Raw genomic sequence first — 18,713 nt, 5'->3', positions numbered from 1 at the left:
ACCGGCGCGATGCGCGGAACGTACCCTTACGGCCATGCGAAACCGTCCGATCCCCGGCAGTTCCGGCCTCGTCCGGGCCATGAGCCTGTTCGGTGATCCGGTGCTGCACGCGCCGTGCGAACCCGTCACCGACTTCGGCCCGTCCCTCGGCGGGCTGATCGAGGACATGTACGCGACCATGTACGCCGCGAACGGCGTGGGCCTCGCCGCCAACCAGATCGGCGTGCCGCTGCGGGTCTTCGTCTACGACTGCCCCGACGACGAGGACGTCCGCCGCCTCGGGCACGTGGTCAACCCGCGGCTCGTCGCCGCCGACGGCGTCGTGGTGCGCGGCCCGGAGGGCTGTCTGTCGCTGCCCGGCGTCGAGGCGGGGACGCCCCGGTACGACCACGCGGTCGTCGAGGGCGTCACACGGGACGGGGCGCCGGTGCGGGTGGAGGGCACCGGCTTCTTCGCCCGGTGCCTGCAGCACGAGTGCGACCACCTGGAGGGCGGGGTCTACCTGGACCGGCTCACCGGCCTGCGCCGCACCCGTGCCCTGCGCGCGGTCCGCCGCGCGCCGTGGGGCCGGCGGTAGCGAAGGCTTCCGTGCGGTGCGGCGGGACCGCACCGGCGCCGGCGGCGGGACCGAACGGGTGCCCGGCGGCGGGACCGAACGGGTGCCCGGCGGTGGGACCGAACCGTGCCGGCGGCGGGAAGTCCGGGCCGCGCGGGCGGTCCGCCGGGCCGTGGCGGCGGTTCCGAACGTGGCAGAGGTTCCGGACGTGGGGGAGGCCCGGACCGCCGACGCGGTCCGCGGCGGCCGGAAGACGGTCCTGCCGGAGCCCGGGTCAGAAGCCCTGGCTGCCCGGGCGGTCCTCGGCGACGGACAGGCCGCCCCAGAGCAGGTCCGCGAGACTGCGCACCAACTTCTCCCGGGAGCACGGCCGTTCACCCAGCCACCAGTCGCCTGCGCCGTGCATCATGCCGACGATGCCGTGGGCCCAGATCCTCGCCAGCTCGTCCCCGCCGGGACCGAGGTCGACGCGTTCGGCTATCACCGTGCCCAGCTCCTCGCCGAGTCTGCGCAGCAGCGGCGCCGTGTGCCTGCCGACGTCGAAGCCCTGCTCGGACTGCTGGGACTCCTCGGCGGGGTGCATCAGGAAGCGGTAGACCTGCGGTCTGGCCTCGATGGCGGCGAGGTAGGTGTCGAGGGTGTGCTCCACCCGCTCCCGCCGGTCGGAGCTGGCGTCGATCGCGGTGCGCAGCGCGGCCAGCAGGCCGTCGGTGTGGCGCTTGGCGAGCGCGCGGTAGAGCCCGCTCTTGTCGCCGAAGTGGCGGTACAGGATGGGCTTGGTGATCCCGGCCTCGGCGGCGATCGCGTTCATGGAGGCCTGCGGGCCGTCCCGGAGCACCACGCGGTCGGCTGCCTCGAGCAGCTCGCGCCGCCGCTGGTCGGCCGAACGCTGCTGGTCGCCCTGCTGAGTGGTGGTGGTCTCCATGGTCTCTCCCCGCCCGTGCTGAATCCTGAGGCCTGCGCAACGTAACACTCCGCAGGGTCCGCCCGCCGATCGCGCCAGGGGCGGTTGACAGCTCCTACGCACCGGTAACAGACTGCGGTTACCGCTAGTAACATGCGTGCTCAGCACATCAGGAGGGGACATGACCGAGTTCGCGCTCGATCTCAACGACGACCAGAAGCAGGTCCGCGACTGGCTGCACGGCTTCGCCAGGGACGTGATCCGCCCGGCCGCCGCCGAGTGGGACGAGCGCGAGGAGACCCCCTGGCCGGTCATCCAGGAGGCCGCCAAGGTCGGCATCTACTCCCTCGACTTCTACGCCCAGCAGTTCTTCGACCCCACCGGGCTCGGCATCCCGATGGCCATGGAGGAACTCTTCTGGGGCGATGCCGGTATCGCCCTGTCCATCGTCGGTACGGGCCTCGCCGCCGTCGGCGTCCTCGCCAACGGCACGGAGGAGCAGATCGGCACCTGGATCCCGCAGATGTACGGCGACGTCGACGACGTGAAGGTCGCCGCCTTCTGCTCCTCCGAGCCCGACGCAGGCTCCGACGTCGGCGCGATGCGCACCCGCGCCGTCTACGACGAGGCCAGGGACGAATGGGTGCTCAACGGCACCAAGACCTGGGCCACCAACGGCGGGATCGCCAACGTCCATGTCGTCGTGGCCGTCGTCGACCCCGGCCTCGGCAGCAAGGGCCACGCCTCCTTCATCGTGCCCCCGAACACCCCCGGCCTCTCCCAGGGGCAGAAGTTCAGAAAGCACGGCATCCGCGCCTCGCACACCGCCGAGGTGGTCCTGGAGGACGTCCGGGTCCCCGGCTCCTGCCTGCTCGGCGGCAAGGAGAAGCTCGACGAGCGGCTCGCCCGCGCCCGCGAGCGGGCCCGGGAGGGCGGGGAGCGGGTCAAGAACGCGGCCATGGCCACCTTCGAGGCCTCCCGCCCCGCCGTCGGCGCGATGGCGGTCGGCACCGCGCGGGCCGCGTACGACTACGCCCTCGAGTACGCCAAGGAGCGCAAGCAGTTCGGCCGCCCCATCATCGACAACCAGGGTGTCGCCTTCCAGTTGGCGGACATGCGCACCCGGATCGACGCCGCCCGACTGCTGGTCTGGCGCGCCTCCTGGATGGCGGTGAGCGGCAAGCCGTTCACCGCGGCCGAGGGCTCCATGTCCAAGCTCTTCGCCAGCGAGGTGGCCCAGAAGGTCACCGCCCAGGCCGTCCAGATCCTCGGCGGGAACGGCTTCACCCGCGAGTACCCCGTCGAGCGCATGCACCGCGACGCCGCCATCTATACGATTTTCGAGGGCACCAGCGAGATCCAGCGCCTGGTGATCGCCCGCACGCTCTCCGGCCTGCCCATCCGCTGACACCCCGGCTCCCGCACACGACGGGGCGCCACCCGGCCACGGGCGGCGCCCCGTCGCGCGTGCACGAACCTCGATACACCGCGCGGTCCACCCGGGCCGGCTGGCGGCGCCCCGTCGCGCGTGCGCGAGCCCGTCAGGCCACGAGCTGCGCCTCGATCGCCGCGACGACCTCCGCGGCCTCCGGTTCCGTCCGCGGCCGGAAGCGGGCCACCACGTCGCCCCGCGGGGAGACGAGGAACTTCTCGAAGTTCCACTGCACGTCACCGGCCTCCCCGTCGGCATCGGCGAAGCGGGTCAACTCGGCGTAGAGCGGATGCCGCTGGTCGCCGTTCACCTCCGACTTCTCCAGCAGCGGGAACGTCACCCCGTACGTCGCCGAGCAGAAGGTGGTGATCTCCTCGGCGCTGCCCGGCTCCTGGCCCAGGAACTGGTTGCACGGCACCCCGAGCACCGTGAAACCACGGTCCGCGTAGGTCTTCTGCAGTCGCTCCAGCCCCGCGTACTGGGGCGTGAGACCGCAGCGGGACGCCACGTTCACCACCAGCACGGCCTTGCCGCGATGCTCGGCCAGGGACGTCTCCTCGCCGGACAGAGTGCGCAGAGGGATGTCATACACGGACATCAGGGACTCCTTCGTACCTCGTGTTTATGCGGTTCTTATTCTTCGTGTAGCGTGCGCGCGTTCGATCTCCAGCGACCCAGGAAGAACGCAGATGAGCGCACCCACGCCCTCCCCCGCCCCGTAGGAACCGCAGCTCCCGGAGGGCCAGCCCATACCCGGCGCCGCACCCGCGCCCGCGCCCGAACCCGCCAAGAAGAGCAAGCTCAAGAAGCTTCTCAGCGTGGTCGTGCTCATTGTCGTCGCCGTGGTGGTGAAGCTCGGCATCGGCTACGTCTTCGACGCCCCCGTCCGCGCCGAGGCCGGCGACTGCGTCAAGGTCACCGGCGAGGAGAACGACCCCGAGGTCGAGACCAAGGGGTGCGACGACAAGGACGCCAACTACAAGGTCGTCAAGGTCGTCGAGAACACCTTCGACGTCAACGCCTGCACCGTCGGCGAGGCCGCCCTCGCCCAGCAGTGGGACGCCGACAAGTTCGTCCTCTGCCTCGACCCCGTCAAGAAGTGACCCGCGCGGGGACGTGACCCCGTACGGGTGGTGACGCCGGCTGGCGGCCCTCAGCCGCCCAGCCGGCGGAACAGCCCCTCCGGCACGACCCGGACGAGCGGCCGGCCCACCCCGGCGGGGCCGTGCGGCTCCCGTCTCACAACCGGCCCACGGACGTCACGCGCACGACGGCCCGGCCCTCCTCGTCGGAGGCCGCCAGGTCGACCTCCGCGCTGATACCCCAGTCGTGGTCGTCGTTCGGGTCGGCGAACGTCTGCCGGACCCGCCAGAGACCGTGCCCGGGATCCTCCTCGATGGCGAGCAGTTTCGGCCCGCGCGCGTCCGGACCGGTCCCGAGGTCGTCGTACTCGTCCCAGTAGCCGTCCATCGCCTCGCCCCAGGCTTCCTCGTCCCAGCCCGACTCGGCGTCCAGCCGGCCCAGTTCGTCGACGCGGTCGAGCGCCGCCAGCTCCACCCGGCGGAACATGGCGTTGCGGACCAGCACCCGGAAGGCCCGGGCGTTGGCGGTGACCGGCTTGACCTGGTCGGCCTTCTCCTGCGCCTCCTCCGCGGTCTCCACCTCGGGATTGGCCAGCTGCTCCCACTCGTCGAGGAGGCTGGAGTCGACCTGGCGGACCATCTCGCCCAGCCAGGCGATCAGATCCTGCAGGTCCTCGGTCTTCAGATCGTCCGGGACGGTGTGGTCCAGGGCCTTGTAGGCGCTCGCGAGATAGCGCAGCACGATGCCCTCGGTGCGGGCCAGCTCGTAGAAGGACGTGAACTCCGTGAAGGACAGGGCCCGTTCGTACATGTCCCGGATCACCGACTTCGGCGAGACCGGGTGGTCACCCACCCACGGGTGCGACTTCCGGTAGGTGCCGTACGCGTGCCACAGCAGTTCCTCCAGCGGCTTCGGGTACGAGATCTCCTGGAGCCGCTCCATCCGCTCCTCGTACTCCACCCCGTCGGCCTTCATCGCGGCGACGGCCTCGCCCCGCGCCTTGTTCTCCTGGGCCGCGAGGATCTGCCGCGGGTCGTCGAGCGTCGACTCGACCACGGACACCATGTCGAGGGCGTACGACGGCGACTCGGGGTCCAGCAGGTCGAACGCGGCGAGCGCGAAGGTGGACAGCGCCTGGTTGAGGGCGAAGTCCTGCTGGAAGTCGACGGTCAGCCGGACGATCCGGCCCTGGGCGTCGGGGGTGTCGAGGCGCTCGACGATCCCTCCGTCGAGCAGCGAGCGGTAGACGGCGATGGCCCGGCGGATGTGCCGGAGCTGCTGCTTGCGCGGCTCGTGGTTGTCCTCGAGCAGCTTGCGCATCGCCTCGAAGGCGTTGCCCGGACGGGCGATCACCGACAACAGCATGGCGTGGGTGACCTTGAAGCGGGAGGTGAGCGGCTCGGGGTCGGAGGCGATCAGCTTCTCGAAGGAGTTCTGCGTCCAGCCGACGAAGCCCTCGGGAGCCTTCTTGCGCACCACCTTGCGCTTCTTCTTCGGGTCGTCGCCGGCCTTGGCGAGGGCCTTCTCGTTCTCGACGACATGGTCGGGGGCCTGGGCGACGACGAAGCCCGCGGTGTCGAAGCCGGCCCGGCCGGCCCGGCCCGCGATCTGGTGGAACTCCCGGGAGCGCAGCGTACGGACCCGGCTGCCGTCGTACTTGGTGAGCGCGGTGAACAGCACCGTGCGGATGGGGACGTTGACGCCCACGCCGAGGGTGTCGGTACCGCAGATCACCTTCAGCAGTCCCGCCTGCGCCAGCTTCTCCACGAGGCGGCGGTACTTGGGCAGCATGCCGGCGTGGTGCACGCCGATGCCGTGGCGGACGTACCGGGAGAGGTTCCGCCCGAACTTGGTGGTGAAGCGGAAGTTGCCGATCAGCTCGGCGATGCGGTCCTTCTCCTCGCGCGTGCACATGTTGATGCTCATCAGCGACTGCGCCCGCTCGACCGCCTGCGCCTGGGTGAAGTGCACGATGTAGACGGGAGCCTGCTTCGTCTCCAGCAGCTCGGTCAGCGTCTCCGTGATCGGGGTCGTGCGGTACTCGTAGGAGAGCGGCACAGGGCGGGTCGCCGAGCGCACGACGGCGGTCTCCCGGCCGGTGCGGCGGGTGAGGTCCTTCTCGAACATCGACACGTCGCCGAGCGTCGCCGACATCAGCACGAACTGCGCCTGGGGGAGTTCGAGGAGCGGGATCTGCCAGGCCCACCCGCGGTCCGGTTCCGCGTAGAAGTGGAACTCGTCCATCACCACCTGGCCGATGTCGGCGTCCTTGCCGTCCCGCAGGGCGATCGACGCCAGCACCTCGGCCGTGCAGCAGATGACGGGCGCGTCCGCGTTCACGGACGCGTCACCGGTGAGCATGCCGACGTTCTCGGTGCCGAACAGCTTGCAGAGGTCGAAGAACTTCTCCGACACCAGGGCCTTGATCGGCGCGGTGTAGAACGTGACCTCGTCGCGGGCGAGGGCCGCGAAGTGCGCACCCGCGGCGACCAGGCTCTTCCCGGAGCCGGTCGGGGTGGAGACGATCACGTTGGCCCCCGATACCACCTCGATCAGCGCCTCCTCCTGGGCCGGGTAGAGGGAGATGCCCCGGTCTCCGGCCCATGACGTGAAGGCTTCGAAGAGGGCATCGGGGTCGGCGTCCGGCGGCAGCTGATCGATAAGGGTCACCCCACCATCTTGCCTGGCCCGCAGCCGGGACAGGGAACCGCCCACCGGGAGGAAGATCGCCACCGGTAGCCTGTCCCCTCGACGGGGCTCGGGTCCACGGGTTCGGGCCATCGGGGCACGGGTCAACGGGGCGGGGGCCATCGAGGCGCGGGCCACCGGGGCCCGGGCCAACGGGGCACGGGGACAACAGCAGATGGGGCGGGTACGAGCATGATGGGACCGGCGCACTCCCTGTCGGGGGCGGCTGCCTGGCTGGGGGTGGGCGCGGCGGCGGCCGCACTGGAGCATCCGATGCCCTGGCCCGTTCTCGTCGTCGGCGCGCTGATCTGCGCGGGCGCGGCGCTCGCGCCGGACCTCGACCACAAGGCGGCGACGATCTCCCGCGCCTTCGGCCCGTTCTCCCGCGGCCTGTGCGAAGTGGTCGACAAGCTCTCGTACGCGGTCTACAAGGCGACCAGGAAGCCGGGGGACAAGCGCAGGACCGGCGGTCATCGCACGCTCACCCACACCTGGCTGTGGGCGGTGCTGATCGGCGGCGGCACCTCGGTGATGGCGACGACCGGGGGGCGATGGGCGGTCCTCGCGATCCTCTTCGTCCATCTGGTGCTGGCCGTCGAGGGCCTGCTGTGGCGGGCCGCACGGGTGTCCAGCGACGTCCTGGTGTGGCTGCTCGGGGCGACGAGCGCCTGGATCCTGGCCGGCATCCTCGACAAGCCGGGCAGCGGCGCCGACTGGCTCTTCACCGGACCCGGCCAGGAGTACCTGTGGCTGGGGCTCCCCGTCGTCCTCGGCGCCCTGGTGCACGACATCGGGGACGCGCTGACGGTCTCGGGCTGCCCCGTCCTCTGGCCCATACCGGTCGGCAACAAGCGCTGGTACCCCGTGGGGCCGCCCAAGGGGATGCGCTTCCGGGCCGGCAGCTGGGTCGAGCTGAAGGTCCTCATGCCGGCGTTCATGCTGCTCGGGGGAGTGGGCGGTGCGGCGGCCCTGAACTTCATCTGAGTCACTGCATCCGAGTCACTTCACCCAGTCACTTCACCCAGTCACTTCACCCAGTCACTTCGTCCAGTCACTTCACCCAGTCACCTCATCCGCGTCGCGCGGCGGCGCGCACCGGGTGGTGCGGGCCGTGAGGTGCGCCACGGCACGGTCGCCCCGACCGCGGGGCACCGCCCGGTGTGCCGTGCGGGCGGTCCCGGCGTCCGGGGTTCCGCCGGGAGTAGCCCGCGCGTCCGGCGTCCGGGGTTCCGCCGGGGTGGCCCGGCATCCGGCCCACCAGCGGGTGCCGCCTCCGGTCACCGCCGGTAGCGTCCTCGCCGTGAGCACACCGACCCGCGGTGGCGAGGACGAGAGCGCCGGTGCGATCATCGGGCCCGAACGGCTGCTCGCCTTCGGTGACGCGGTGTTCGCCATCGCGATCACCCTGCTCGCCCTCGACATCACCGTGCCCGGCGACCTCGAGGCCCGCGACCTCGGCAGGGCGCTCCACCGGACGCTCTCCGACATCGGCGCCTATCTGCTCAGCTTCGTGGTCATCGGCGTGCTGTGGATCAGTCAGCACACCCTCTTCCACCGCGTCGCCCGGCTCGACTCCGCTCTGCTCCACCTCTATCTCGCGCTGCTCGCCGTCATCGCCGCGCTGCCCTTCCCGACCCGTCTGATCAGCGAGTACGCGGACACCCCGGCGGCGACGGCCGTGTACTCCGGGTCCATCGCCCTCGCCTCCGGCCTGCTCGCCGCGATGACCCTGCGGCTGCTGCTGAGGCCCGCCCTGGCCACCCCGGGCACGGATCCCGGCAGGCTGCGCGTCAGCATGTACGAGGGCCTGGTCATGGTGGTCGTCTTCGCCGCCTCGGTGCCGCTGGCCTTCGCCTCCCCCGCGGCCGCACAGCTCTGGTGGCTGGCCGCGATCCCCGCCCGTGCCTGGCTGTCCCGGCGGACCCGGAAGGCTCCGTCCCGGCGGCCCTCCGGCGCCCCGCCCCGGAACTGAACCGCACCGTGCCGCGCCGGGCCTCGGACCGTTCGGGGACTGGGGACCGGGGACTGGGGACTGGGGACCGGGGACCGGGGTGCGGAGGCGCCGGCTCACCCGTGCCGGGACCGCCGCGGAGCCACGTACCCCCGGCTAGGGGGAGGCGCCGGTCAGGGCTTCCGGGAGGCGGGCCCCGTGCCTCCGTCGGTCAGCGCCGACAGCAGTTCGCCCAGCGCCTCGCGCTGCCCGGCGGTCAGGGGCGCCAGGATGTCCTCGGCTGCGGCGCGCCGGGCGCCGCGCAGTTCGCGCAGTGTGGTGCGTCCGAGGTCGGTGAGCTCCACCCGCACCACGCGGCGGTTGGCCGGGTCGGGGACCCGGCGGACACGGCCGGCGGTCTCCAGCCCGTCGACCAGCGTGGTGACCGCACGCGGCACCACCTCAAGGCGCTCGGCCAGGTCGGCCATCCGCGGGGCCGCGTCGTACTGGGCGACGACGCGCAGCAGCCGGGCCTGGGCGGGAGTGATGCCGACCGGCTGCAGATGCTGCCGCTGAATCCGGTGCAGGCGGCGCGTCAGCCGCAGCAGTTGCTCCGCGAGAACGCCGTCCGCGTCGGGGACGGGGCCTGGAGTGGTCATGCACGGACGATATCAGGACCACGCTCATTGTGAGTACAGGTAACAATGAGCTATGCTCATCGAGCTGTACGTCCCCGACCCGCGGAGGGAGCCCATGCGCCACGACGACGGTCCCTCCTGGACGCCTCCCGAGCGACCGCTGGACCCGGCGCGACCCGGCGAGCCCGCCCAGGCGCGGCGCATCCTCCGGCTCTTCCGGCCCTACCGGACGCGGCTCGCGGTGGTGGGGCTGCTCGTCGGGGCCTCGTCGCTGGTCTCCGTCGCCTCCCCCTTCCTGCTGCGCGAGATCCTCGACACCGCGATCCCGCAGGGCCGCACGGGCCTGCTGACGCTGCTCGCCCTCGGCATGATCGCCGCCGCCGTGACGACCAGCGTCTTCGGCGTGCTGCAGACCCTGATCTCCACCACGGTCGGCCAGCGCGTGATGCACGACCTGCGCACCGGCGTGTACGCCCGGCTGCAGCGCATGCCGCTCGCGTTCTTCACCCGGACGCGGACCGGCGAGGTCCAGTCCCGCATCGCCAACGACATCGGCGGCATGCAGGCGACCGTCACGTCCACGGCGACCTCCCTGGTCTCCAACGCGACGGCCGTCGTCGCCACGATCGTGGCGATGCTCGCGCTCGACTGGCGCCTCACCCTGGTCTCCCTGGTGCTGCTGCCGGTGTTCGTCTGGATCAGCCGCCGCGTCGGCCGTGAGCGCAAAGCCATCACCACCCAGCGGCAGAAGCAGATGGCGGCCATGGCCGCGACGGTCACCGAGTCGCTGTCGGTCAGCGGCATCCTCCTCGGCCGCACGATGGGCCGGGCCGACTCGCTCACCCGGTCCTTCGCCGACGAGTCGGAGCGCCTCGTCGGTCTGGAGGTCCGCTCCAGCATGGCCGGGCGATGGCGGATGGCCGTCATCGGCATCGTCATGGCCGCGATGCCCGCCTTCCTGTACTGGGCGGCGGGGCTGACCCTGGCATCCGGCGGGTCCGCGATCTCGATCGGCACTCTCGTCGCCTTCGTGTCGCTGCAGCAGGGACTGTTCCGCCCGGCCGTGAGTCTGCTGTCCACGGGCGTCCAGATCCAGACGTCGCTCGCCCTGTTCCAGCGGATCTTCGAGTACCTGGACCTGCGAGTGGACATCACCGAGCCGGAGGACCCGGTCCGGCTGGACGAGGTCGCCGGGGAGGTGCGGTTCGAGAAGGTCGGCTTCAGCTACGACGCCGGGGGAGGGACGACGCTCGACGACATCGACATCACCGTCCCGGCCGGTGGAAGCCTCGCCGTGGTGGGACCCACCGGGTCCGGGAAGTCCACCCTCGGCTATCTCGTGCCCCGGCTCTACGACGTCACGGAAGGCCGGGTCACCCTCGACGGCGTCGACGTCCGCGACCTCGACTTCGACACCCTGTCCCGGTCCGTGGGCGTCGTCTCCCAGGAGACGTACCTCTTCCACGCCTCGGTCGCCGACAATCTGCGCTTCGCCAAACCGGACGCCACCGACGACGAGATCGAGGCCGCGGCGCGCACGGCTCAGATCCACGACCACATCGCCGCGCTGCCCGACGGCTACGACACGCTGGTGGGTGAGCGGGGTTACCGCTTCTCCGGAGGTGAGAAGCAGCGGCTCGCCATCGCCCGCACGATCCTGCGCGACCCTCCGGTGCTCATCCTGGACGAGGCCACGAGCGCGCTCGACACCCGTACGGAGCACGCCGTGCAGCGGGCCGTCGACGCGCTCTCCGCCGGACGTACGACGATCACCATCGCCCATCGGCTCTCCACCGTGCGTGACGCCGACCAGATCGTCGTCCTCGAGGGCGGGCGGATCGCCGAGCACGGGACACACGAGGAGCTGATCGACCGGAACGGGCGCTATGCGGCGCTGGTGCGCAGGGACGGCCGGCCGGCACCGGTGGTCTCCTGAGCCTCCGGTCATCCCCTCGCGACGGCGCTGCCGGAAGTCCGGGAAGGCTCCCGGCAGTGTGCGGCCACCACCTCCCGGTGACCGGGAGGCCCCCAGGCCCCCTGTCGGGGAAGGGCCGCCATCCCCTGAGGGGCAGCTGCCTCAGCCGGGCACGACGGCCGGTTTTCCGGCCGGCTGCCCGGCCGGTTGGTCCACCGGTCGCCGCTCGCCGCCCCCGCGGGCCGCGGGCCCGCGGTCCAGAAGCCGCCTGATCTCGCGGACCGCGGCCCGTCCGGCCCGGTTCGCGCCGATCGTCGAGGCCGACGGTCCGTAGCCGACGAGATGGACCCGCTCGTCCCGCACCGCACGGGTGCCGTCCAGTGCGATACCCCCGCCCGGCTCGCGCAGCTTCAGGGGCGCGAGGTGGCCGATCGCCGCCCGGAAGCCGGTGGCCCAGAGGATGACGTCCGCCTCGACGGTGCGACCGTCGTCCCAGGCCACGCCCTCCGGAGTGATCCGGTCGAACATCGGCAGCCGGTCGAGGACGCCCCGCTCGCGGGCCCGCCGGATCGCGTCGTTCAACGGAAGGCCCGTCACCGACACCACGCTCTCGGGCGGCAGGCCCTTCCGGACCCGCTCCTCCACCAGGGCGACCGCCGCCCGCCCTTGAACCTCACCGAACGGGCCCTCCCGGAACACCGGCGGCCTGCGGGTCACCCAGGTGGTCCCCGCCGCCACTTCGGCGATCTCCAGCAGATGCTGGGTCCCCGACGCACCGCCGCCGACCACGATCACCCGCAGACCGGCGAACGCCTCGGGCCCCGGGTACCGGGCCGTGTGCAACTGCCGTCCGCGGAAGGTCTCCTGGCCCGGGTAGCGCGGGTGGAACGGCCGGTCCCAGGTGCCGGTGGCGTTGATCAGCGCCCGTGCCGCGTACGGGCCCTCCGACGTCTCCACCAGCAGTCGGCCGCCCGCTCCCTCGCGCACCGCGCGGACATGGACGGGGCGGTGCACCCGCAGCCCGAAGGCGTCCTCGTACCGGGTGAAGTACCCGCCGATGACCTCGGAGGACGGGCGGTCGTCGTCGGCGCCGGTCAGCTCCATGCCGGGCAGCGCGTGCAGGCCGTGGACCTTTCCGTACGTCAGCGACGGCCAGCGGAACTGCCAGGCACCTCCCGGCGCCGGGGCGTGGTCGAGGACCACGAAGCCGGCGTCGGGGCGCAGGCCCACCCGCCGCAGGTGGTAGGCGCCGGACAGCCCGGCTTGTCCGGCACCGATGACGACCACGTCCACGTCTCGCGCCTCGAAGTTGTTCACATTTCTACTAACGGTGGCGGTGCCGGACGTCTTCCCGCCGACGGCCCCGAACCGTCCGCCTCCCGCCGAGCCGTCTGCCTCCCGCCCGACCCGCCCGGCTGCTACCGGCGCCGGGCGACCGCCGACGATCACGGGCCCGGGGGCGCCCCGGTACGGCTCGATCATCCCCTCGCCGTACCTCAGGGCATGCGGGATCGGCGTGCGGGTGTCCCGTGCGCCGTGCCCGTCTCCTCCGCCCGCGCCCGCCGTACCGCGGGGAGCACCCCTGCTGAGGGGGCGTCAGGACGGGGCGGCGGGGCACGTCCCCGGCGGCTCGGGGCGACCGCGCGACGAGCGGCGGCGTGCGCACCACGCGGCAGCACCGGCTGACCCGTTCGACGGCCGGTGGCCGGTGCCGCGGCACCCGGACGCGCGATCTCACCGGCCGGGCGGGAGTATGGGGGTATGCCCGAAGCCTTCACCACCCGCGTCCTGGAACTCCGCACCGGCACGGGGGAGAGCGTGACCGATCTGACCCACGCCTGCGAGGAGTTCCTCGCGGAGACCGCCGACGGCCGCGACGGTCTGCTCAATGTGTTCGTGCCCCATGCCACCGCGGGTATCGCGCTGATCGAGACCGGCGCGGGGAGTGACAACGACCTGCTGGCCGCACTGCATGTGCTGCTTCCCGCCGACGACCGCTACCAGCACCGCCACGGCAGTCCGGGCCACGGCCGGGACCACGTCCTGCCCGCGCTGGTGCCGCCCCATGCCACTCTGCCGGTCGTCGAAGGGAGACTGCAGCTCGGTACCTGGCAATCGGTCTGCCTGGTCGACACCAACAAGGACAACCCGAACCGTCAGGTGCGGCTGTCGTTCCTCGGTGCTCCGGCACTGTAGGCCGGATCTGCGGCCGGACCATTGGGCGGTCCGGGCGTGCTCGGGTGCGTCACGGCACGGTGAACCAGCAGACGTCACCGGAATCGGGAAATCGGGACAGGTGTCGCACCTCCGCTGTGATCCGCGCGAGGGCGTCGGCCTTCTCCAGGCGCCACGGAAGGAAGGGCTCTTCCGTGGACTCCGTCAGTTCGCCGGCCCGGATTCCGGCGTCGTACGGGTTTCGATGTTGCCCTCGATGTGCTCTTGACCTCGGGGTCGCCGAGCGTGGCGTGCAGGCTCAGTCGGGCCTGCTCCAGCCCGCAGTCGAGGGTTCGGGGCGTCGCAGGTGCGGACGTGCGGAACTGAAGTTCAGATATGGTCGTAGTTCTAGACTGGGTCTGAGAAACAGCCATGGTCGGGCTAGAGTGGCGGTACGAGCCGTTGAAGGACACCTACGGAGGCCCGGGCTATGCCACCCCGCAGGAAGCGGGCCACACTGGCCCGCACTACTCGCCGCCCCTATGTGGATGACGCCACCTAGGACAGTGCCGACGACATCGCCGCCGGCGATGCCCTGACCGTCGGTCACCTGCTCACTGTCCTGCTGGACCGGTATGCCGTCGGCGTCGTCGACGTTCCCCTTCCGGAGGGGGACGTGCGCGCGGGTGGACGCAGCGGGCATCTCGCCGCCATCGGAGACGACGCCTGGGCCCACGCCGACGAGCGCCGAGTGCGGGAGGGTATCCAGTCCATGAGCGTCCTTTGTGAACTGCTGCTGCGCGAGACCGTTGCCGGGCGCGTCTCGGCCGGTCTCGACGCCGCGCCGCGCGCCCAGCAGCAGGCCGAGCCGCGCGAGGAAGCCGCGGGCGCCGTTACCCCGTCCCTGCTCCACTCCGCCGCCTGAGACCTTACGGAGTCCGTCATGACCGAGCGTGCCGCAGAGCCCACTGGCCCTCGCATCCCCATGCCCGAGAAGACCCCGGCCGCGCTCCGCGTTGCCGTCGGACGCCTCGACCCGTCTGTCCTCGCCACGTTTGATCAGCAGTGGGACGAAGCGATGCGCCAAGCCCGCGATGAGTACACCCTCACACCGTCCCGTGCCTTCGTCGAGCACTGGTGGTCATGGGTCGGAGTCGCCCGCTACCCGCAGCGCCTGGCCCGCTTCCGAGAGTGCGAGCGCATCGTCAGCGAGTCGGACGATCGCGCCGCGCGCCGCGCCGCCGCGAGTGAGCTGGCTTCGATCCTTGCCGAGGCTGTCGCCGCGTGAGTGACTGGACCTGGGAGTACGAACCCGACGCCGAGAACGTCGTCGGCGGCCTGGACAAGGCTCAGCGGCTGGAGGCCGAGGCGATCGCGTAGCGGATCGCCGATGCCGTGGGAGTCCGTCGCATCGGTAAGCCCTTCGACATCACCGAGGCGGCATCCGGCGTCAGGACGTTCGCAGAGGGCGCCGTGATGGTCTGGTACCAGGAGGACTACCGCAACGATGTCGTCCTGGTCCTTCGCGCACAGCACTTCGGAGCGCAGCATCTCGACACCTGACCCCCGCGCGGAGTGACGTCAAGTCCAGCCATAGCGGTAGCCCGGGCGACGACTGTGTGGAGGTGGCTGTCGCCGGACAAGCTGTTCATGTACGGGACTCCAAGGATCCGGCCCGCCCGCCCTTCGCCGTGGGCCGCGAGGGCTGGGCGCCCTTCGTGAGGTTCGTGTCGGGAGCTTCGGGGGCGTAACCGAGTGCAGCGCGGTTGACGAGGCGGTCACCGAGGTCGGGCGTCGGCTTCGGCGCGGCAGCCTTCTTCCGCGGTGCGGGCTTCGCGGCGGCCTTGCTGCCGCCTGCCCGCGCAGCTGGAGCCGCCCGCGTCCTCACCTCTACCCGTGAGGCCTTCCTGGCTGCCGGTGTGCCGCGCGCCTCGAGCCTCTTCGTTCCGGCCGCGTGCCGTCAGCGGTCGCCGCCGTGGAAGACGCAACCCACCGAGGCACCGGTGCCCATGCCGACCACCCCTGCGGCCGCATCGGGGCTCGCCCGGACGAAGCCTCCGCCGTACCCGTCGCCGTAGTCGTACTCGTCGGCACCGTATCCGTATCCGTCGCCGTCGCCGTCGGCATCGCGCACCCCCACGTAGAGACCCCAGTTGAGGAAGAGTTCCCGCTCGCCGCCCGCGTGGTCGGGAAACGGCTCGGCGGCGGGGCGTACCCGGTGCTGGAGCACGAAGGGGCCGTCCACGGCCGAGGCGACCTTGCGCTCCCACTCCGCCGGGTCCACCTCCCAGCCGGCGGTGATCCCGTTGCCGCCGTGCAGCAGGGTCGGCTTCAGGATCAGCTCCTGCCGGTGGGCGAGGGCGTAGGAGAGCGTGCCGACCGGGGCACCGCCGGGGTCCGTGGTGCGTGGGCGCACGTACCGCGTCCAGGGCAGGAGCCGGTCGATGCAGGCCAGTTCGGCCGCGTCGAACAGGTCGCGGTGCCGCTCGTCGGAGAGCATCGCCAAGGTGCCCTTGTTGCCGTACAGTTCGGCGTCCAGCCGGCTGAACAGGCCCACCCTGCCCCGCTCGGCCGCGACCAGCAGCGGCTCCAGCAGGGCGGCCGTGGCGGGGTCGGTGAGGTCCTCGGCCAGGAAGTACCGGAAGACGATGTCGACGGCGCGGCCCGACACGGTGGGACGGCCGCCGGGGTAGCGGAGTTCGCCGAGGTCGCAGGCGATCCCCTCGACTCCGTGGTCGGCCAGCTTCGCCGCGAACACCCTCAGCCTGGGCCCCACCACGGCGAAGTTCTCCGCCGTGTCCACCACGGCGACGACGGGTGGCCGATCGGTGGGGAGTACCGAGGCGCACTCGGCGTACATGGTCCGCACCATGCAGCCCAGGGTGTCCCGGTAGCGCAGACCGTGCCGCCGTACGAACTCCTCCAGAGGCGGGTAGGCCAGCATCGCCCGGTTGATGTCCGCGTTCTCGAAGCCGCCGAGCGCGCTGGTGATGTTGAACTCGAGGAGTCTGAAGCCCGTGCCGTCGTGGTAGAGGTCGGCCCGCCCCAGGGGGAGGAGCGCCCCGGTCCGGGCGCTGCGGGTGATCAGCGCCGACTGCAGGGGATCCAGGCCGACCGCCGCGGCCAGTGCGGTGATGCTTCCGCCGAACACCCGCTCCGGCAGCGAGCGCAGCAGCCCGTAGGCGGTGTGGAGGTCGTCCACGACGGTGCTTCGCTCGGCCTCGCTGAGGAAGGCGGGGCCGCTCAGGAACCGGTCCTGGTACGCCAGCGTGAGTGCGGCCGACTCCCGGGCGGCGGCCGTGGGGTGGCCGCCCGGCGCGTACCGCGCGAGCTGCTCCCGGTAGGTGTGGCCCAGCCGCGACCTGGGTGGTTGGGGCAGGCTCGTGGTCGTCAACGCGTGTCCTTTCCGGAGTGGACCGGGTGTCGGGTACGGCGGCGCGGGCGCGCCGGGCGGCTGCCGGGCTCAGGTCTCGCCCGTCGGCCGCGGGGTCTGCTCGGCGCTCCGTACGGAGCTCTGCTCGGCGCGGGTGATCCACCGGCGGCGGGCGCCCACCAGGAGTGCCGCCGCGACGACCGCCATGACCACCGCGCCGGCGCCGAACACGGCGCGGGTGCCGACCTCGGCGGCGAGGAAGCCGCCCGCCGCCGCACCGATCGGCAGTCCGCCCCAGGCGACGAGCCGGTACACGCTGTTGGCCCGCCCGAGCAGGTGCTGCGGCACCAGGGTCTGCCGCAGGACGACCACGACGACGTTCCATGTCACCGTCCCGCACGCGAAGATGGCGAGCGCCGCACCGGCCGCGTACGCCGACGAGGCGGCGGCCAGCACCGTCTCGCTCGTGGCGATCAGGGCGGCGGTCGCGACCAGCGCGCCCTCCCTGCCGAGGCGTTGTGTCAGGGCGGGGGCGAACCGTGACGCCACGACGGCTCCCACGGCCTGGCAGGCGAGCAGGGCGCCGTACCCGAAGGGGCCCAGGTGGAGGATCCTCCCGCTGTGCACCACGAGCACGGCGAGCATCGCGCTCCCGGCGAGGTTGATCAGACAGGACACCAGGGCGAGGCTGCGCAGCAGGTGGTGCCCGTACAGCCATCTGGCGCCCGCCAGCATCTGCGACAGCACGCCGGCCCGGTCCGTGCCCGGCTCGACCGGCCGGGTGCGGCGGATGCGGCTGACCAGGACGGCGGAGCACAGGAAGGTGGCCGCGTCCACGCCGAACGGCAGGGCCATCGCCACACCGAACAGCAGCGCGCCGACGAGTGGGCCGACGAAGCCGGCGCCGGCCTCCTGCGCGGCCATGATGCGGGCGTTGGCGGTGGCGAGCCCGTCCTTCGGGGTGATGAAGGGGACGAGTACCTGGGCGGCGTTGCGGCAGAGGACCTCGCCGGTGCCGAGCAGGAACATGCACACGTAGAGCAGCGGCAGCCCGCCCCAGCCGCCGAGGATCCCGAGGGTGAGCACGGCCAGCAGGGCGGCCCGGGCGAAGTCGACGCGCACCATCATCGCCCGGATGTCGACGCGGTCGAGCAGCAGCCCTGCCGGGATGCCGAACAGGATGAACGGCGCGGTGAAGGCGACCGAGGCCGCGCCGATCAGGCGGGGGTCGTCGGTCAGCCGGCTCGCCAGCAGGGGGGCGGCGGCGATGGTGGCCCCGTCACCGAGTGAGGAGACGGCGGCGGACCACCACAGCCAGGGGAAGTCCCGTCCCAGCCGCGGCCGTTGCGAGCTGGTGGAGTCGGCCGTCGACGCGCTCATGACAGCGCGTGGCAGCGCAGCCGGCAGTCCATCGTCTTCCCCCTCGGATATGCCGCCCCGTCGTCGCGTGCCGAGACCCCTGCGGTCGGCGCGCGGAGTTGCCGAGGATAGTCGGCGTCCGTGGCGGCGTCGAGGGCAAGATCAGATCCGCCGTCCGCCGTCCGCGGGAGACGATGCGCCCGCCGGTCGGTAGCCGGCGCGCCCGCCGGTCGGGAGACGACGCACCCGTCGCCCGAGGGGCCGGGGGCACCCGGCCGGGCACCCCCGAGGATGATCAAACTCCCCGCGTCTGAGGGGGGTTGTGTCCTGCGGTCTTCTGGTAAGTTCGCCGCCGCCGGGCGCTGAGTCGGCGGCCGGCAGCAGGCATGCAAGGGAGGGCATGCCGTCAACGGGGCAGTGCACACACTGCGTCAGGACCCACGACTCGTACCCGCGGCCGATGGCCACGGCCCGCGGCCGAGTGGTCCTGGCTTCTTCGTCCTCCAGAGGCGCGACCGCGCGTCGGCTTCCGCACGCCTCGCCCCTCCGGGCCCGCCGGCAGTGACGGCTGACCGGCGGTCGCGCCAGGGGCAGCGTGACCGATCGCGTCGGCACACGGTCTGGAACGGACGGCCAGGGGAGGCCCCGGGGTGCCCGCCGTCAGGGCTGCCCCGGAGCAGC

Annotated in this window: 18 protein-coding genes; 11 read left to right on the top strand and 7 right to left on the bottom strand. The window is 72.1% G+C overall.

Going from position 1 to position 18,713, the window contains the following annotated elements; genetic code table 11:
- Positions 1-34 precede the first annotated feature (34 nt).
- Complete coding sequence (def, locus tag DDW44_RS01680) at positions 35-577, top strand: peptide deformylase (RefSeq protein WP_017948380.1); 543 nt, start codon at positions 35-37, stop codon at positions 575-577.
- Between the two features lie 253 nt (positions 578-830).
- Here def and DDW44_RS01675 read toward each other — a convergent pair whose 3' ends face one another.
- Entirely contained in the window at positions 831-1,481 is a 651-nt protein-coding gene (locus tag DDW44_RS01675) for a TetR/AcrR family transcriptional regulator (protein WP_017948379.1), read from the bottom strand.
- Positions 1,482-1,641: 160 nt separating this feature from the next.
- Between DDW44_RS01675 and DDW44_RS01670 the strand changes: the two genes are divergently transcribed.
- Positions 1,642-2,868 carry an acyl-CoA dehydrogenase family protein gene (locus DDW44_RS01670; RefSeq protein ID WP_108905318.1) on the top strand — a complete coding sequence of 409 codons (1,227 nt, stop codon included), beginning with the start codon at positions 1,642-1,644 and terminating at the stop codon, positions 2,866-2,868.
- Between the two features lie 133 nt (positions 2,869-3,001).
- On the opposite strand, the gene DDW44_RS01665 is transcribed toward DDW44_RS01670, so the two are convergent.
- Positions 3,002-3,490: a glutathione peroxidase gene (locus tag DDW44_RS01665; protein WP_108905317.1), complete on the bottom strand. Its 489-nt coding sequence runs from the start codon at positions 3,488-3,490 to the stop codon at positions 3,002-3,004.
- A gap of 220 nt (positions 3,491-3,710) precedes the next feature.
- Here DDW44_RS01665 and DDW44_RS01660 point away from each other — a divergent pair, with 220 nt between their 5' ends.
- Positions 3,711-3,995, top strand: coding sequence for an LppU/SCO3897 family protein (locus DDW44_RS01660; protein WP_244223945.1), 285 nt, complete (start codon positions 3,711-3,713; stop codon positions 3,993-3,995).
- A 136-nt stretch (positions 3,996-4,131) separates the two neighbouring features.
- Here the strand turns inward: DDW44_RS01660 and DDW44_RS01655 are convergent, their stop codons facing one another.
- Complete coding sequence (locus DDW44_RS01655; RefSeq protein ID WP_108905316.1) at positions 4,132-6,645, bottom strand: DEAD/DEAH box helicase; 2,514 nt, start codon at positions 6,643-6,645, stop codon at positions 4,132-4,134.
- Between the two features lie 210 nt (positions 6,646-6,855).
- Between DDW44_RS01655 and DDW44_RS01650 the strand changes: the two genes are divergently transcribed.
- Entirely contained in the window at positions 6,856-7,647 is a 792-nt protein-coding gene (locus DDW44_RS01650; RefSeq protein WP_108905315.1) for a metal-dependent hydrolase, read from the top strand.
- 316 nt (positions 7,648-7,963) lie between these two features.
- Entirely contained in the window at positions 7,964-8,635 is a 672-nt protein-coding gene (locus DDW44_RS01645) for a TMEM175 family protein (RefSeq protein ID WP_244223944.1), read from the top strand.
- Between the two features lie 152 nt (positions 8,636-8,787).
- Here the strand turns inward: DDW44_RS01645 and DDW44_RS01640 are convergent, their stop codons facing one another.
- Positions 8,788-9,252 carry a MarR family winged helix-turn-helix transcriptional regulator gene (locus tag DDW44_RS01640; protein ID WP_017949362.1) on the bottom strand — a complete coding sequence of 155 codons (465 nt, stop codon included), beginning with the start codon at positions 9,250-9,252 and terminating at the stop codon, positions 8,788-8,790.
- Between the two features lie 94 nt (positions 9,253-9,346).
- Here DDW44_RS01640 and DDW44_RS01635 point away from each other — a divergent pair, with 94 nt between their 5' ends.
- On the top strand, positions 9,347-11,167 hold the full coding sequence (locus tag DDW44_RS01635) for an ABC transporter ATP-binding protein (protein WP_146207081.1): 1,821 nt from the start codon (positions 9,347-9,349) through the stop codon (positions 11,165-11,167).
- 141 nt (positions 11,168-11,308) lie between these two features.
- Here the strand turns inward: DDW44_RS01635 and DDW44_RS01630 are convergent, their stop codons facing one another.
- Positions 11,309-12,463 carry an NAD(P)-binding domain-containing protein gene (locus tag DDW44_RS01630; RefSeq protein ID WP_108905312.1) on the bottom strand — a complete coding sequence of 385 codons (1,155 nt, stop codon included), beginning with the start codon at positions 12,461-12,463 and terminating at the stop codon, positions 11,309-11,311.
- A gap of 444 nt (positions 12,464-12,907) precedes the next feature.
- Between DDW44_RS01630 and DDW44_RS01625 the strand changes: the two genes are divergently transcribed.
- The 5 genes from DDW44_RS01625 to DDW44_RS01605 all read left to right on the top strand — a co-directional run bounded on the left by DDW44_RS01625 (position 12,908) and on the right by DDW44_RS01605 (position 15,051).
- Positions 12,908-13,342 carry a secondary thiamine-phosphate synthase enzyme YjbQ gene (locus DDW44_RS01625; protein ID WP_108905311.1) on the top strand — a complete coding sequence of 145 codons (435 nt, stop codon included), beginning with the start codon at positions 12,908-12,910 and terminating at the stop codon, positions 13,340-13,342.
- Between the two features lie 634 nt (positions 13,343-13,976).
- The gene (locus DDW44_RS01620) at positions 13,977-14,225 is read left to right on the top strand and encodes a hypothetical protein (protein ID WP_244223943.1); all 249 of its coding nucleotides are present in this window, start codon (positions 13,977-13,979) and stop codon (positions 14,223-14,225) included.
- Between the two features lie 18 nt (positions 14,226-14,243).
- Positions 14,244-14,588: a DUF6247 family protein gene (locus DDW44_RS01615; protein WP_108905310.1), complete on the top strand. Its 345-nt coding sequence runs from the start codon at positions 14,244-14,246 to the stop codon at positions 14,586-14,588.
- A 107-nt stretch (positions 14,589-14,695) separates the two neighbouring features.
- Entirely contained in the window at positions 14,696-14,863 is a 168-nt protein-coding gene (locus tag DDW44_RS32495; RefSeq protein WP_244223942.1) for a hypothetical protein, read from the top strand.
- The gene (locus tag DDW44_RS01605; protein ID WP_108905309.1) at positions 14,860-15,051 is read left to right on the top strand and encodes a DUF397 domain-containing protein; all 192 of its coding nucleotides are present in this window, start codon (positions 14,860-14,862) and stop codon (positions 15,049-15,051) included. The genes DDW44_RS32495 and DDW44_RS01605 overlap by 4 nt, the downstream gene beginning before the upstream one ends.
- A 209-nt stretch (positions 15,052-15,260) precedes the next feature.
- Here the strand turns inward: DDW44_RS01605 and DDW44_RS01600 are convergent, their stop codons facing one another.
- Together DDW44_RS01600 and DDW44_RS01595 are read right to left on the bottom strand one after the other, a co-directional pair.
- On the bottom strand, positions 15,261-16,694 hold the full coding sequence (locus DDW44_RS01600) for a hypothetical protein (RefSeq protein WP_108905308.1): 1,434 nt from the start codon (positions 16,692-16,694) through the stop codon (positions 15,261-15,263).
- 69 nt (positions 16,695-16,763) lie between these two features.
- A complete protein-coding gene (locus tag DDW44_RS01595; RefSeq protein ID WP_108905307.1) occupies positions 16,764-18,053 on the bottom strand; it encodes an MFS transporter in 1,290 nt (429 codons plus the stop codon).
- Between the last annotated feature and the right edge of the window lie 660 nt (positions 18,054-18,713).

The organism is Streptomyces tirandamycinicus, assembly GCF_003097515.1.
Lineage (GTDB): Bacteria > Actinomycetota > Actinomycetes > Streptomycetales > Streptomycetaceae > Streptomyces > Streptomyces tirandamycinicus.
The sequence above is the reverse complement of the archived record's forward strand: the minus strand, read 5'-3'. Positions and strand labels throughout refer to the sequence as shown.

Excerpts from the sequence above, each read along its gene's own strand:
- def (WP_017948380.1), top strand. The coding sequence starts at position 35 with ATGCGAAACCGTCCGATCCCCGGCAGTTCCGGCCTCGTCCGGGCCATG.
- DDW44_RS01675 (WP_017948379.1), bottom strand. The coding sequence starts at position 1,481 with ATGGAGACCACCACCACTCAGCAGGGCGACCAGCAGCGTTCGGCCGAC.
- DDW44_RS01670 (WP_108905318.1), top strand. The coding sequence starts at position 1,642 with ATGACCGAGTTCGCGCTCGATCTCAACGACGACCAGAAGCAGGTCCGC.
- DDW44_RS01665 (WP_108905317.1), bottom strand. The coding sequence starts at position 3,490 with ATGTCCGTGTATGACATCCCTCTGCGCACTCTGTCCGGCGAGGAGACG.
- DDW44_RS01650 (WP_108905315.1), top strand. The coding sequence starts at position 6,856 with ATGATGGGACCGGCGCACTCCCTGTCGGGGGCGGCTGCCTGGCTGGGG.
- DDW44_RS01640 (WP_017949362.1), bottom strand. The coding sequence starts at position 9,252 with ATGACCACTCCAGGCCCCGTCCCCGACGCGGACGGCGTTCTCGCGGAG.
- DDW44_RS01635 (WP_146207081.1), top strand. The coding sequence starts at position 9,347 with ATGCGCCACGACGACGGTCCCTCCTGGACGCCTCCCGAGCGACCGCTG.
- DDW44_RS01625 (WP_108905311.1), top strand. The coding sequence starts at position 12,908 with ATGCCCGAAGCCTTCACCACCCGCGTCCTGGAACTCCGCACCGGCACG.
- DDW44_RS01615 (WP_108905310.1), top strand. The coding sequence starts at position 14,244 with ATGACCGAGCGTGCCGCAGAGCCCACTGGCCCTCGCATCCCCATGCCC.
- DDW44_RS01595 (WP_108905307.1), bottom strand. The coding sequence starts at position 18,053 with ATGAGCGCGTCGACGGCCGACTCCACCAGCTCGCAACGGCCGCGGCTG.